The following is a 14,047-nucleotide window of genomic DNA, read 5'->3' as shown; positions in this document are numbered from 1 at the left end:
CTGCTGTTAGTAAAAAACCCGCTGCGGCGGGTTTTTTATTGGCTGCCGTCTGGCGGCAAGAATTCACGCCAAAACCAGTGGCCCGGCTAAGCAGAATTACTTCTGACACCCCGGACACCCATAAAACGGACGCGAAGAGAGCGTCGATTTTTCGATTATCCCCCCGCAGCGCTCGCAGACCTGCCCGGCCCGGTGAAAAACGTTAAAGCGAAATAGCGCCCCGTGATGGTGGTTTTCATCCACCCTGCCGCGCGTCTGGTAGGAAAGGCGCGGAATGTCGAGCAGCGCCTGGGCCAGCGTGTCGAGCTGGGCCTCATTAAGATCAATCGCTTTATGCTGCGGCGCAAGGGCGGCATGCCACAGGATTTCCACGCGCAAGTAGTTCCCCAGTCCGGCGAGAAACGCCTGATCAAGCAGCAAACCGGAAAACTGGCGACGACAAAACCGGGGAGATAATAACCGCGATTTGACCTGTTCGACGGTCAGTGACATATCCAGCACATCCGGTCCTACGCGCTGTAAGAAAGGGTGAACGGCCAGCTCGTCGGCGGTCAGTATCTCAATATCAGAGGCGCTATAGAGCAAAATGGCTTTGTCTTTCGCCGCCAGCCGTACACGCAGCACACGGTTGGTTTCTGTCACCTCTCCCGCTTCAACCACCCGCCAGACGCCATACAACTGGTTGTGGCTGTACATCGTCATGCCATTGGAAAAGTGGGTCAGCAACGCTTTACCCCGGGTTTCAATGCGTTCAACGCACTCACCAACCAGCGTCGGCGCGAAAGAGTGAAGATGGGGAAAGGCAAACCAGACATCCGTGAGCGGTTTACCTTTGATGGCCGCTTCAAGACTATCTGCAGCACGGCGAATTTCAGGACCTTCTGGCATCACAACATCCTTTTAATTTTCTGCACTCACAACAACATCATACTGCTCGAAAGCTTCACGCAGGCGATGGGCAAATGCCAGCGCATGTTCACCGTCGCCATGCAGGCAGACGGTTTGCGCACGCAGCTCAACATCACGCCCGTTGATGCTTTTTACCTTGCCGGATAAGACCATCCCCAGCGTTTGCGTCAGCGCGGTCTCGTCATCGGTAATCAGTGCCCCCGGCTGTGAACGTGGCACCAGCGTGCCATCGTCCTGATAACCGCGATCGGCAAACACTTCCTCGCGCGTGGTAAGTTGAAGGTGTTTTGCGGCGCGAATAAGCTCACTACCCGCAAGACCGACCAGAATCAACGCCGGGTCACAGTCGCGCACCGCGCGGGCGATAGCTTCCGCCAGCATGGGATCGACGGCGGCCTGGTTATACAGCATGCCGTGCGGTTTGACATGAACCATGCGTCCCCCTTCGGCACGCACAATCGCCGCCAGCGCGCCGCACTGGTAAAGCGTCTGCGCGTAGACGGTCTGTGGGGGTAACTGCATCGCCGTGCGGCCAAAATTCTCCCGGTCAGGAAAGCTCGGGTGTGCCCCCACCGCCACGCCATTTTTCAACGCCTCCTGCACACATTCGCGCATGGTTTGCGCATCGCCCGCATGAAAGCCACAGGCGATATTCGCTGAGGAGACCAGTTTCAGGAGCGCGGCATCATTGCCGCCCCCTTCCCCCAGATCGGCGTTTAAATCAATTTTCATTACGCAGCCGCCACGACAGTTGTTCCAGGTAACGTTGCTGATCCTGGCGCGCCGCCAGCGCCTCTTCCAGCGTACAAGGGATAAAATGGATAGGATGCCCAAGAGGGATCTGCGCCAGATGGTACATGTCGGCCTCGATAATGCAGGCGATCCGCGGGTAACCGCCCGTTGTCTGAGCATCATTCATTAACACGATGGGTTGCCCATTCGGCGGCACCTGTACCACGCCAGGTAAAAGCCCGTGCGACACCAGCTCGCGATCGGTGGCACGTATTAACTTATGGCCCTGCAAACGGTATCCCATACGGTTACTTTGCGGATCGAGATGCCATGGCACGCGCCAGAAGGCCTCCTGCGAGTGCTGATCAAACTCCCGATACTCCGGCCCTGGCAGTGCGCGAATGCGGTTACCCCAAAGCAACTGCTTCACCCCTTGTGGCCCCTTAAAGTTCTGCGTAACAGCCCGCAACGGGATTTCGTCGCCATCACGCAGCAAGCGGCCTTCCAGCCCACCTAGCCCGGTTTTTAAATCCGTACTGCAGGAGCCCAGGACTTCCGGCACGTTCAGTCCACCGGCCACGGCCAGATAACTGCGCATGCCGTGCTGCGGCCGTTTCAGTACCAGCTTTTGCCCAGCCAGGACCGGGTAGCGCCAGCCCGTCCAGACAGCTTTGCCGTCAAGTTTGGCTTCACACCCCGCGCCCGTCAGCGCAAACCACGTCGCTTCGTTAAACTGCACTTCACACTGACCGAGCGTTATCTCAAGGCCTGGGGCATCGCCGTCGTTACCGACCAGCGCGTTGGCGATGTGCAGCGCCGGGCCATCCAGCGCGCCACAATAGCTGACGCCGGATTGCCGCAGCCCCACGCGTTTACCTGCCTGGATTGTGGTGTAGATACCCGCACGAAGAATTTTCAGCATATGCCCTCCTTACGCGGGATAAACCGCAGCGTGTCACCGGGGCGAAGCAATACAGGTTCTGAAAGCGACGGATTAAACAGCGGCAGTTCGGTGCGGCCAATCAGGTTCCAGCCCCCCGGCGTTTCGAGCGGATAGATCCCCGTTTGCGCCCCGCCAATGGCAACAGAACCGGCAGGCACACGCACGCGAGGTTCGGCGCGACGCGGCGTGGCGAGGTTTTCCGGCAGACCGCCCAGATACGGGAAGCCCGGCTGGAATCCTAAAAACCACACCACATAATCAATGGAAGAGTGCAACTCAACGACCTGTTTCTGCGTCAGCCCGGTATGGCGCGCCACATCAGGCAGATCCGGCCCGGCTTCGCCGCCATAAATGACCGGGATATCGATTGTGCGCGATTCAGGCTCCAGCGCTTCGCTCTCTTCCCACCAGCGCTGTAAACGCTCAATGGCATCCAGCGCCAGGGTTTGCGGATCGCGCAATACCACGGTGATGTTATTCATTCCAGGAATAGCTTCAACCACATCGGGCACATCCGCCAGACGCTGCGTTAAGCGCCAGATACGTTTTTGCGTCGCCAATGTGACGGGAGGCTCCAGCTCCAGCACCACCGCCGTTTCACCTAACAGATAACAACGTGCTCTCTGCACTGTCCCGCTCCTTATGCCGGATTCGGAATATCAATAAATGTCACGTCCAGATCGGTATTCTCCGTCAGCCATTCGCTCAGTGCACGAATACCGCCGCGCTCGGTGGCATGATGACCTGCCGCGTAAAAATGCAGGTTCTGCTCACGCGCCGAGTGAATGGTTTGCTCAGAGACTTCTCCGGTAATAAACGCGTCAACGCCAAAACGGGCAGCGTTATCGATAAAGCCTTGACCACCGCCGGTGCACCAGGCGACGCGCTTAATCAGCTCGGGCCCGGTATCACCGCTCCACAGTGGCCTGCGCCCAAGACGCGCTTCAATCCAGGATGCCAGTTCCAGCCCCGGTACCGGCATTGCCAGTTCGCCCCACGGCAGCAGCGCATCACCGTCAACGGTGCCCATCACCGTGATCCCCAGCAGCGAGGCCAACTGGACGTTATTGCCCAGCTCCGGGTGCGCATCCAGCGGCAGATGCCAGCCGTAGAGGTTGATATCATTCGCCAGCAGCGTTTTCAGGCGATTGCGCTTCATGCCACGAATGATCGCCGGTTCGTTTTTCCAGAAATAACCATGGTGCACAATCACCGCGTCGGCTTCCTGGCGTACCGCTTCATCAAGCAATGCCTGGCTTGCCGTCACACCGGTGATGATTTTTTTGACGGTTTCGCGTCCCTCAACCTGTAGGCCATTCGGACCGTAATCGCTGAACGCCGCACTGTTGAGTTTTTCGTTGATCAGTTTTTCCAGTTCGGTATTTTTCATCGTCACTCTCTTTACGGTTTACGGGCGGCTTCATAGGCCGCAAGCGTCGCAGCCCGTGCCTGTTTGTGTTCCACTATCGGGCGCGGATAATTCAGAGAAATGCCTCTTTTATCCGCCCATGTCCAGGGGTCGTGAATAGCCTTACCCGGGACAGCAGCCAGTTCAGGGATCCACCGCCGAATAAATTCGCCATCGCTATCAAACCGTTCCCCCTGAGTCGTAGGGTTAAAAATACGGAAATAGGGTGCGGCATCGGTTCCCGTCGACGCCGCCCATTGCCAGCCGCCGTTATTCGCAGCCAGGTCGCCATCGACAAGTTGCGTCATAAAATAACGCTCGCCCAAACGCCAGTCGAGCAAGAGATCTTTGACCAGAAAGCTGGCAACGATCATCCGCAAGCGGTTATGCATCCAGCCAGTGCTCTTCAACTGGCGCATGGCCGCATCCACAATCGGATAACCCGTTCTCCCCTCCTCCCAGGCGCGAAGCTGCTCCGGATGGTCTTTCCATTGCACCTTATCCGTCCACGAAATGAAAGGACGATGCTTACATAAATCAGGATGATAAGTCATCAAATGGCGATAAAACTCCCGCCAGATCAGCTCGTTTAACCATACGGATCCAGCGCCGCCGTTCAAGGCATCGGGCTGCTCGGCCAGCAGACGATGCAAACATTGTCGCGGCGAAAGAACCCCTAACGCCAGGCAGGCAGAAAGGCGGCTGGTGCCTTCAATTGCAGGAAAATCCCGCTGTTGCTCGTAAGCGGCGGCGTGCTGCTGGCAAAAAGCGCGCAGGCGTTGAATTGCCGTTTTTTCATCCACCGCAAACAGGGTTGAATCAAATTCTTCTTGCGGATAATCGAACGTCAATGTCGCAAGCGGCCCGTCTAATGCGCCCCCCGTCCGAATATCTGGTGCGCCAACGCATGCGGGTAGCTCATCTTTCAGTCGCCGCAAAAAGGCGTTTTTATAGGGTGTAAAGACTTTGTACATTTCATGATTGCCGGTCACAACGCTGCCTGGCGCCAGCATTACGCTGTCATCAAATCCCTGGCAGGCGACATCGACAAGCGCCTTTTCCACCGCCGCGTCACGCTGGCGTTCGTTCACTTCGTACTGGTAGTTATAGAAAAGATGGCTGACCTTTTCTTCAGCGCACACCGCCGTCACGGTATCAACGCTGGCGGCAAAATCGTCTACTTCCCGGTAAATTAACGGAATGCCTCTCTCCGCCAGTGCCTGCTGGAGTGCGTTGAGGTGAGTGGCGAGAAATGCAGCCTGCCGTGGGGCCATCGCATGTTTTTTCCACTGTCCCGGCGTGGCAATAAACAGGGCTTTGACACTGGCGTCGCGATCATTGCAGGCGGCAGCGAGGGCATAATTATCATGTACGCGCAAATCCGCGCGAAACCAGACCAGATGGGTGGTCATAACTCTCCAGGTAACAGATATCCGTCAGAAAATGTCGATAGTGTGTTAAAGGAAGGTTGCGAGTGCAAGCAGAGCTTACGCCTCAAAACAACAGCGTGGGTTAAGTGTAGCGGGTGAATGTAACGCGCCGCAGGATGACGCACATAATCTGACGAATGAACATGCATCGCCCTGCACAGGATTCGCGACTTTCACCGATGAGTTGCGGCTCCTGAAAGGTAAAAAAAACCGCTACGTCAAAAACGTAGCGGTTTTTTTATTGCTGAGTGTAATCAATTGATCAATAAAAATCGCAGGTCACTTTTTCGGCCTGAGCCATCCAAACCGGTTTATCGCTGGTTTTAGCCCAGACGCGATGCAGATAGCTGTAAAAACGTGCGCGGTCTTTCCAGAACATCATTACCGGCAATGCCAGTACGCCAGCCAGCACGGCGAAAATGCGACGCATCAGGACGATATGAACTGGAAATGTTTTATATACGGTCATAATTCTCTCCCCTTTGTTGGCCGGTAACATTCACCGGAAAAATGTTCCCCCATGACAGAGATCATTGATGGATCCTGTGGGGCGCATCTGAATCTGGTTAAAATAGTACCGTTTTGTTTGTAATTTTACTACTCATCCGACCACTTTTTTTTGCCATTTCTGGCGTTATTTACATTCACGCCGTAATTAAGTTACATAAAAGTTAAATTAATACTAACCATTAGTTAAAATGTGGTTTTATTCATTTTTATATTTTTTTTACACCCGCCCGGCTGATTTTTGCGAAATATTTGCACGCAAAATCCTACCCTCACTGCAATCCCTAAAACACCTGGAGGTGGATTGTGAGTGCAGGCGTCGTAACCGGCATCGTGCTGGTTTTCCTGTTGTTGGGCTATCTGGTCTATGCCCTGATTAACGCGGAGGCTTTCTGATGGCAGCCCAGGCGTTTTTACTGATTGCCAGCTTTTTACTGGTCCTGTTTATTCTTGCTCGCCCGCTCGGGACGTTACTGGCGAAGATGATCGTCGGCGCTTCCCTTCCTGGCGTATCCACTCTGGAAACCGGGCTATGGCGGATGATGGGGATTGATTCCCGCGAAATGGGCTGGTTCCAGTATCTGATGGCGATATTGTGGCTCAATATTTTCGGGCTGGTACTGCTGTTCGTCATGCTGATGTTGCAGGGCATCCTGCCTTTTAACCCGCAACAGTTCCCTGGCTTGTCATGGCATCTGGCGCTGAACACCGCCGTGAGTTTCGTGACGAACACCAACTGGCAATCCTATTCGGGTGAAACCACTCTGAGCTATTTTAGCCAGATGGTAGGACTCACGGTACAAAACTTCCTCTCCGCCGCTACCGGTATTGCGGTCATTTTCGCCCTGATCCGCGCATTTTCTCGCCATAGTGTGACGACGCTCGGAAATGCCTGGGTCGATTTAACCCGCATTACCCTGTGGGTGCTGCTGCCACTGTCGCTGATCCTTGCGCTGATCTTTATTCAACAAGGCGCTTTGCAAAACGTCCTGCCCTATCAGCCTTTTACCTCCATTGAAGGGGCAAAACAGCTATTACCGATGGGGCCGGTTGCCTCGCAGGAAGCCATTAAAATGCTGGGAACCAACGGCGGCGGCTTCTTTAATGCCAACTCCTCGCACCCGTTTGAAAACCCTACGGCGTTAACCAACTTCCTGCAGATGCTGGCAATCTTTTTAATCCCGGCGGCGCTGTGCTTCGCCTTTGGTGATGCTGTCAGCGATCGCCGTCAGGGACACGCCATTTTGTGGGCGATGTCGATAATCTTCGTCATTTGCGTTGCCGTGGTCATGTGGGCCGAATGGCAGGGTAATCCGCACTTCCTGACATTAGGCGGTGACAGCGCCATCAATATGGAAGGAAAAGAGAGCCGCTTCGGCATTCTTGCCAGTAGCCTTTTTGCGGTCATCACCACATCAGCTTCCTGCGGTGCCGTTAACGCCATGCATGACTCCTTTACCGCGCTGGGCGGGATGGTGCCCATGTGGCTGATGCAAATCGGCGAGGTGGTATTTGGCGGCGTGGGCTCCGGCTTATACGGCATGTTGCTGTTTGTATTGCTGGCGGTGTTTATTGCCGGGCTGATGATTGGCCGTACCCCGGAATACCTCGGCAAAAAGATCGATGTGCGCGAAATGAAAATGACCGCGCTGGCGATCCTCGTCACCCCTGCCCTTGTGTTGATTGGCACCGCGCTGGCAATGATGACCGAGGCGGGACGCAGCGGCATGCTCAACCCGGGTATCCACGGTTTTAGCGAAGTGCTGTATGCCGTCTCCTCTGCTGCGAATAACAACGGCAGCGCCTTTGCTGGCCTGAGCGCGAATACGCCGTTCTGGAACTGTCTGCTGGCGTTCTGCATGTTCATTGGTCGCTTCGGCATCATTGTGCCGGTCATGGCGATTGCCGGGTCGCTGGTCAACAAGAAAATCCAGCCCGCCAGTACCGGGACGCTTCCGACGCACGGCGCGCTGTTTATCGGCCTGCTGATCGGTACCGTACTGCTGGTTGGTGCCCTGACCTTTATTCCTGCACTGGCCCTGGGTCCGGTGGCGGAATACCTCTCTTTACGCTGATTTGCGGAGTATTTGTCATGAGTCGCAAACAAATGGCCCTGCTCGAACCGACGCTGGTGCGTCAGGCGCTGATTGATTCCATTACCAAACTGAGTCCGCATATCCAGTGGCGCAATCCGGTTATGTTTATCGTCTGGATTGGCAGCGTGCTGACTACGCTGCTGGCGATTGCGATGGCGAGCGGGTATCTCGACGGCAGCGCCTGGTTTACCGGCGCGGTCAGTCTGTGGCTGTGGTTTACCGTACTGTTCGCCAACTTCGCAGAAGCGCTGGCGGAAGGTCGCAGTAAAGCGCAGGCCAACAGCCTGAAAGGAGTGAAGAAAACGGCCTTCGCCCGCAAATTACGCGCACCGCAGCATGATGCACAAATCGACCACATTCCCGCTGCTGATTTGCGTAAAGGTGACGTGGTGCTGGTGGAAGCGGGCGACATTATTCCCTGCGACGGGGAAGTCATTGAGGGCGGCGCGTCGGTGGATGAAAGCGCCATTACCGGCGAGTCCGCGCCGGTTATCCGCGAGTCCGGCGGCGATTTCGCCTCCGTGACCGGCGGTACGCGCATTCTCTCCGACTGGCTGGTGATTCAGTGTAGCGTGAACCCTGGCGAAACCTTCCTTGACCGGATGATTGCCATGGTGGAAGGTGCCCAGCGCCGTAAGACGCCCAATGAGATCGCGCTGACCATTCTGCTGGTGGCACTGACCATTGTCTTCCTGCTGGCAACCGCCACCCTGTGGCCATTCTCGGTCTACGGCGGCACGCCGGTCAGCGTCACCGTTCTTGTGGCCCTGCTGGTCTGCCTGATCCCGACCACCATCGGCGGTTTGCTGTCGGCCATCGGCGTCGCCGGGATGAGCCGTATGCTCGGCGCCAATGTGATTGCCACCAGCGGGCGCGCCGTAGAAGCCGCAGGTGATGTCGACGTACTGCTGCTGGATAAAACCGGCACCATCACACTCGGTAACCGCCAGGCCTCCGAGTTCCTGCCTGCAAACGGCGTAGATGAAAAAACCCTGGCCGACGCTGCACAACTCTCTTCGCTGGCGGATGAAACGCCGGAAGGCCGCAGCATTGTGATACTGGCAAAGCAGCGCTTTAACCTGCGTGAGAGGGATGTACAAAGTCTGCAGGCGACGTTTGTCCCCTTTACCGCGCAGACCCGTATGAGTGGTATTAACGTGCAAGGGCGCATGATCCGCAAAGGCTCAGTGGATGCCATTCGTCGTCATATTGAGGCTAACAACGGTCAGTTCCCGGCCGATGTCGAGCAGCGTGTGGAACAGGTGGCGCGTCTCGGGGCCACACCACTGGTGGTGGCGGAAGGGGCTCGTGTCCTGGGGGTGATTTCACTCAAAGATATCGTCAAAGGCGGCATCAAAGAGCGTTTCGCCCAACTGCGGAAAATGGGCATCAAGACGGTCATGATCACCGGGGATAACCGTCTTACTGCCGCCGCTATCGCCGCCGAAGCCGGGGTGGATGATTTCCTGGCCGAAGCAACCCCGGAAGCAAAACTGGCGCTGATTCGCCAGTATCAGTCAGAAGGCCGTCTGGTGGCGATGACCGGGGATGGCACTAACGACGCCCCGGCACTGGCGCAGGCGGATGTTGCGGTTGCCATGAATTCCGGGACCCAGGCCGCAAAAGAGGCTGGCAACATGGTGGATCTGGACTCTAACCCCACCAAGCTGATTGAGGTGGTGCATATTGGCAAGCAGATGCTGATGACCCGTGGTTCGTTGACCACATTCAGTATCGCCAACGACGTGGCGAAATATTTTGCCATCATCCCCGCAGCCTTTGCCGCCACCTACCCGCAGCTCAATGCGCTGAATGTGATGCATCTGCACTCCCCGGCATCGGCCATTCTGAGTGCGGTTATTTTCAATGCCCTGATCATTGTCTTTTTGATCCCGCTGGCGTTGAAAGGGGTGAGCTACAAACCGTTGACCGCCTCCGCCATGCTGCGCCGCAACCTGTGGGTTTATGGATTGGGCGGACTGGTGGTGCCATTTATCGGCATCAAAATTATTGACCTGTTGCTGACCCTGTTCGGCCTGGTGTAAGAGGGATAAAAAAATGGCTTTGATTCGTCCGGCATTTGTACTCTTAATTGTACTGACGTTGATTACCGGCGGGCTTTACCCGCTGGTTACTACGGCGCTGGGGCAGTGGTTATTTCAGACACAGGCCAACGGTTCGCTTATTCGTGAGGGAGACGATGTGGTTCGCGGCTCCCGCCTGATTGGGCAGAATTTCACCGCAGCGGGATATTTTCATGGCCGCCCTTCCGCCACCGCCGATGCGCCTTATAATCCGATGGCGTCCGGTGGGAGTAATCTGGCAGCCAGTAACCCGGAGCTGGATAAAGAAGTGGCTGCGCGCGTTGCCCAGTTGCGTCAGGAAAACCCCCAGGCTGATACCCGTGTGCCGGTGGAACTGATAACAACATCGGCCAGCGGTCTGGACAACAATCTGACGCCACAGGCTGTGGAATGGCAAATCCCGCGTGTTGCTCAGGCTCGCAATCTGCCCGCACAGACCGTTGCCCGGTTAGTAGAACAAAACACCACTCACCCGCTTTTCGATTTTATTGGCCAGCCGGTGGTGAATATCGTTGAACTGAATCTGGCGCTGGATGCGCTCAAGGATAAATAAGTCATGACAGACGAGCCTTTGCGCCCGGACCCCGACAGACTGCTGGAACATGCGGCGACGGATCATCGTGGCAAACTGAAAATCTTCTTCGGTGCCTGTGCTGGCGTAGGGAAGACGTTTGCCATGTTGCAGGAAGCACAGCGGCTACGGGCGCAGGGGCTGGATATTCTGGTGGGCGTGGTGGAAACCCACGGGCGCAAGGAGACCGCCGCCCTGCTCAATGGGCTGGCGGTGCTGCCGCCAAGGCGTATTGCCCATCGCGCTCGCCTGATTCAGGAGTTTGACCTTGACGCCGCCCTTGCGCGGCGTCCGGCATTGATACTGATGGACGAGCTGGCGCACAGCAACGCGCCTGGCTCCCGTCATCCGAAACGCTGGCAGGATGTGGAAGAGCTGCTGGAAGCGGGCATTGATGTGCTGACCACCGTGAATGTGCAACATCTGGAAAGTCTGAATGATGTGGTCAGTGGCGTCACCGGCGTACAGGTGCGCGAAACGGTACCCGACCCCTTCTTTGACGCTGCGGACGAAATTGTGCTGGTCGACCTTCCGCCAGACGATTTACGCCAGCGCCTGCACGAAGGCAAAGTCTATATTGGCGGTCAGGCCGAACGCGCTATCGAGCATTTCTTTCGCAAAGGCAACCTCATCGCCTTGCGTGAACTGGCCCTGCGCCGTACAGCCGACCGTGTTGACGACCAGATGCGCGCCTGGCGCGACCGTCTTGGGGATGAAAAAGTCTGGCACACGCGCGACGCGATCCTGCTCTGCGTCGGTCACGGTTCTGGTAATGAGAAACTGATCCGCACCGCTGCCCGTCTGGCGGCAAAACTGGGCAGCGTCTGGCACGCGGTGTATGTGGAAACCCCGGCCCTGCACCGTTTGCCCGAACAACAGCGTCGGGCGATCCTCGCCTCATTGCACCTGGCGCAGGAGCTGGGCGCGGAGACCGCAACCCTCTCCGATCCGGCAGAAGATAAAGCCATATTGCGCTACGCCCGTGAGCATAACCTCGGCAAAATCCTTATCGGCAGACGTAATAAACGACGCTGGTTTGGCGCGGAATCTTTTGCTGACCGGCTGGCGCGCCGCGCGCCGGATCTCGATCTGGTGATCATTGCGCCAGATGACGCCCCCGTAGCGCTGCCGTCCCGCCCCGGCGACAGCCGTCCATTTATGGAAAAATGGCGCGTCCAGTTAAAAGGGTGTCTGGTGGCCGTTGCTCTGTGCGCTGCTATTACACTGATTGCGATGCAGTGGCTAATAGCCTTTGACGCCGCCAACCTCGTGATGGTCTATCTGCTTGGCGTGGTGGTGGTCGCGCTGCTGTATGGCCGCTGGCCGTCAGCATTTGCCACAGTGATCAATGTCGTCAGCTTTGATCTCTTTTTTATTGCGCCGCGCGGTACGCTGGCCGTTTCTGATGTGCAATATCTGCTGACGTTTGGCGTGATGCTGACGGTTGGCCTGGTGATTGGCAACCTTACCGCCGGTGTGCGCTATCAGGCGCGCGTCGCCCGCTACCGTGAACAGCGTACGCGCCACCTGTATGAGATGTCGAAAGCGCTGGCCACCGGGCGCAGTGAAGCCGATATCGCCACAACCAGCGAGGCGTTTATTCGCTCAACATTTGATGCCCGCAGCCAGGTCTTGCTGCCCGATCATTCGGGAAAACTGGTCGCCGTTACCCAGACACAGGGCATCAGCCCGTGGGATGATGCTATCGCTCGCTGGAGTTTTGATAAGGGACAGCCAGCGGGTGCCGGTACCGACACCCTCCCCGGCGTGCCCTATCAGATTTTGCCATTAAAAAGCGCACAGAAAACACACGGTTTACTGATTGTGGAACCGGCAAACTTGCGCCTGCTGATGATCCCCGAACAGCAGCGCCTGCTGGAAACCTTTACCTTGCTGGTCGCCAGCGCGCTGGAGCGCCAGGCGCTCGCCACCAGCGAAGAGCAGGCACGCCTTGCCAGTGAACGGGAAAGCATACGTAACTCCTTGCTGGCGGCACTCTCTCATGATCTGCGCACGCCGCTTACCGTGCTGTTTGGCCAGGCTGAAATCCTGACCCTGGACCTTGCCAGCGAAGGGTCAAAACACGCGCCTCAGGCCAGCGAAATTCGTCAGCATGTGCTCAATACCACCCGGCTTGTGAACAATCTGCTGGATATGGCGCGCATTCAGTCCGGCGGTTTTAATCTTAAAAAAGAGTGGCTGACGCTGGAAGAAGTGGTGGGAAGCGCGCTGAAAACCCTCGAACCCGGTCTTGGCGAGCGCCATATTGCGCTGAACCTCCCCGACCCGCTGATGCTGGTACACGTCGATGGGCCGTTGTTTGAACGCGTACTGATTAATTTGCTGGAAAATGCCGTTAAATACGCCGGGCATAATGCGAATATCGGTATCGATGCCCGACATGATGATTCGCGGCTGACACTTGAAGTGTGGGATAACGGGCCGGGTATTCCCGCCGGGCAGGAAGAGGCGATTTTTGCTAAATTTGCACGCGGCAGCAAAGAGTCGGCTATTCCCGGCGTAGGCTTAGGGCTGGCCATCTGCGAGGCGATTGTCGAGGTGCATGGCGGCACGATTTCTGCCGCCAACCGCCCGGAAGGCGGCGCCAGTTTTTATGTTACACTGCCGCTGGAACCGCCACCGCAACTGGATGAATTAGCCGAGGATTTGTGATTAACGTTCTCATCGTTGAAGATGAACAGGCCATACGTCGTTTTCTGCGTGCTGCGCTGGAAGCCGAGGGGTTGCGCGCCTGGGAAGCCGAAACACTGCAGCGTGGCCTTATCGAAGCCGCAACGCGCAAACCGGACCTTGTGATCCTCGATTTAGGCCTGCCGGACGGTGATGGCATTGATTTCATCCGCGATCTGCGTCAGTGGAGCCAGATTCCGGTTATCGTGCTATCCGCGCGAACCGAAGAGAGCGACAAGATTGCCGCGCTGGATGCCGGGGCTGACGATTATCTGAGTAAACCCTTTGGTATCGGGGAATTGCAGGCGCGCCTGCGCGTAGCGCTTCGCCGCAATGCAGGTATGCAACAAAGCGATCCCCTGGTGAGCTTTTCAGATATTCAGGTTGATCTCGCCAACCGCCGTATTATGCGGGCGGGTGAAGAGCTGCATCTTACCCCTATCGAGTTTCGTCTGCTGGCCGTGTTACTCAATAACCACGGTAAGGTGTTGACCCAACGCCAGTTGTTAAGCCAGGTCTGGGGACCAAACGCCGTTGAGCATAGTCACTATTTACGCATCTATATGGGCCATCTTCGTCAGAAGCTGGAAGCCGATCCTGCACGTCCCCGCCATTTATTGACAGAAACCGGCATTGGCTATCGATTTATGCTGTAGAAAAGAATCAGGCCCTGAAC

General features: G+C 56.6%; 13 protein-coding genes. 6 read left to right on the top strand and 7 right to left on the bottom strand.

The genetic code is table 11. The features are described 5' to 3' along the window. Nucleotides 1-96: 96 nt before the first annotated feature. The 7 genes from nei to IP582_RS07095 form a co-directional block, all read right to left on the bottom strand. Complete coding sequence (nei, locus tag IP582_RS07125) at nucleotides 97-888, bottom strand: endonuclease VIII (RefSeq protein ID WP_107223648.1); 792 nt, start codon at nucleotides 886-888, stop codon at nucleotides 97-99. A 12-nt stretch (nucleotides 889-900) separates the two neighbouring features. Beyond that, nucleotides 901-1,641 (bottom strand): 5-oxoprolinase subunit PxpA, encoded by a 741-nt coding sequence (gene pxpA, locus IP582_RS07120; protein ID WP_193795510.1) that lies wholly within the window; start codon nucleotides 1,639-1,641, stop codon nucleotides 901-903. Further along, the gene (gene pxpC / locus IP582_RS07115) at nucleotides 1,631-2,563 is read right to left on the bottom strand and encodes a 5-oxoprolinase subunit PxpC (RefSeq protein WP_193795509.1); all 933 of its coding nucleotides are present in this window, start codon (nucleotides 2,561-2,563) and stop codon (nucleotides 1,631-1,633) included. Before pxpC ends, pxpA begins: the two co-directional genes overlap by 11 nt. After that, nucleotides 2,557-3,213: a 5-oxoprolinase subunit PxpB gene (gene pxpB, locus IP582_RS07110; protein WP_193795508.1), complete on the bottom strand. Its 657-nt coding sequence runs from the start codon at nucleotides 3,211-3,213 to the stop codon at nucleotides 2,557-2,559. The genes pxpC and pxpB overlap by 7 nt, the downstream gene beginning before the upstream one ends. A gap of 11 nt (nucleotides 3,214-3,224) precedes the next feature. Continuing rightward, entirely contained in the window at nucleotides 3,225-3,974 is a 750-nt protein-coding gene (locus IP582_RS07105; protein WP_079498361.1) for a type 2 GTP cyclohydrolase I, read from the bottom strand. A gap of 11 nt (nucleotides 3,975-3,985) precedes the next feature. Then, on the bottom strand, nucleotides 3,986-5,404 hold the full coding sequence (gene phrB, locus IP582_RS07100; protein WP_193795507.1) for a deoxyribodipyrimidine photo-lyase: 1,419 nt from the start codon (nucleotides 5,402-5,404) through the stop codon (nucleotides 3,986-3,988). Between the two features lie 280 nt (nucleotides 5,405-5,684). Further along, entirely contained in the window at nucleotides 5,685-5,891 is a 207-nt protein-coding gene (locus IP582_RS07095) for a YbfA family protein (protein WP_041852092.1), read from the bottom strand. Nucleotides 5,892-6,235: 344 nt separating this feature from the next. Between IP582_RS07095 and kdpF the strand changes: the two genes are divergently transcribed. From kdpF to kdpE, 6 genes are read left to right on the top strand one after another with little or no spacing between them, the layout of a single operon-like run. Beyond that, on the top strand, nucleotides 6,236-6,325 hold the full coding sequence (gene kdpF / locus IP582_RS07090; protein WP_041852093.1) for a K(+)-transporting ATPase subunit F: 90 nt from the start codon (nucleotides 6,236-6,238) through the stop codon (nucleotides 6,323-6,325). Beyond that, complete coding sequence (kdpA, locus tag IP582_RS07085; protein ID WP_041852094.1) at nucleotides 6,325-8,004, top strand: potassium-transporting ATPase subunit KdpA; 1,680 nt, start codon at nucleotides 6,325-6,327, stop codon at nucleotides 8,002-8,004. Before kdpF ends, kdpA begins: the two co-directional genes overlap by 1 nt. Before the next feature lie 17 nt (nucleotides 8,005-8,021). Beyond that, nucleotides 8,022-10,070 carry a potassium-transporting ATPase subunit KdpB gene (kdpB, locus tag IP582_RS07080; protein ID WP_041852095.1) on the top strand — a complete coding sequence of 683 codons (2,049 nt, stop codon included), beginning with the start codon at nucleotides 8,022-8,024 and terminating at the stop codon, nucleotides 10,068-10,070. Between the two features lie 13 nt (nucleotides 10,071-10,083). After that, nucleotides 10,084-10,662: a potassium-transporting ATPase subunit KdpC gene (gene kdpC, locus IP582_RS07075; protein ID WP_193795506.1), complete on the top strand. Its 579-nt coding sequence runs from the start codon at nucleotides 10,084-10,086 to the stop codon at nucleotides 10,660-10,662. Nucleotides 10,663-10,665: 3 nt separating this feature from the next. After that, entirely contained in the window at nucleotides 10,666-13,353 is a 2,688-nt protein-coding gene (gene kdpD / locus IP582_RS07070; RefSeq protein WP_193795505.1) for a two-component system sensor histidine kinase KdpD, read from the top strand. Next, a complete protein-coding gene (gene kdpE, locus IP582_RS07065; RefSeq protein ID WP_041852098.1) occupies nucleotides 13,350-14,027 on the top strand; it encodes a two-component system response regulator KdpE in 678 nt (225 codons plus the stop codon). The genes kdpD and kdpE overlap by 4 nt, the downstream gene beginning before the upstream one ends. Nucleotides 14,028-14,047 lie beyond the last annotated feature (20 nt).

This window comes from Citrobacter sp. BDA59-3 (assembly GCF_015167655.1).
In the GTDB taxonomy this organism is placed as follows: Bacteria; Pseudomonadota; Gammaproteobacteria; order Enterobacterales; family Enterobacteriaceae; genus Phytobacter; species Phytobacter diazotrophicus.
Note: the sequence above shows the minus strand (reverse complement) of the source record. Positions and strands in the feature narration are given on the sequence as shown.

Coding starts and splice junctions, on each gene's coding strand:
- phrB (WP_193795507.1), bottom strand. CDS start 5,404: ATGACCACCCATCTGGTCTGGTTTCGCGCGGATTTGCGCGTACATGAT.
- nei (WP_107223648.1), bottom strand. CDS start 888: ATGCCAGAAGGTCCTGAAATTCGCCGTGCTGCAGATAGTCTTGAAGCG.
- kdpA (WP_041852094.1), top strand. CDS start 6,325: ATGGCAGCCCAGGCGTTTTTACTGATTGCCAGCTTTTTACTGGTCCTG.
- kdpD (WP_193795505.1), top strand. CDS start 10,666: ATGACAGACGAGCCTTTGCGCCCGGACCCCGACAGACTGCTGGAACAT.
- IP582_RS07095 (WP_041852092.1), bottom strand. CDS start 5,891: ATGACCGTATATAAAACATTTCCAGTTCATATCGTCCTGATGCGTCGC.
- IP582_RS07105 (WP_079498361.1), bottom strand. CDS start 3,974: ATGAAAAATACCGAACTGGAAAAACTGATCAACGAAAAACTCAACAGT.
- kdpC (WP_193795506.1), top strand. CDS start 10,084: ATGGCTTTGATTCGTCCGGCATTTGTACTCTTAATTGTACTGACGTTG.
- pxpA (WP_193795510.1), bottom strand. CDS start 1,641: ATGAAAATTGATTTAAACGCCGATCTGGGGGAAGGGGGCGGCAATGAT.
- pxpC (WP_193795509.1), bottom strand. CDS start 2,563: ATGCTGAAAATTCTTCGTGCGGGTATCTACACCACAATCCAGGCAGGT.
- kdpB (WP_041852095.1), top strand. CDS start 8,022: ATGAGTCGCAAACAAATGGCCCTGCTCGAACCGACGCTGGTGCGTCAG.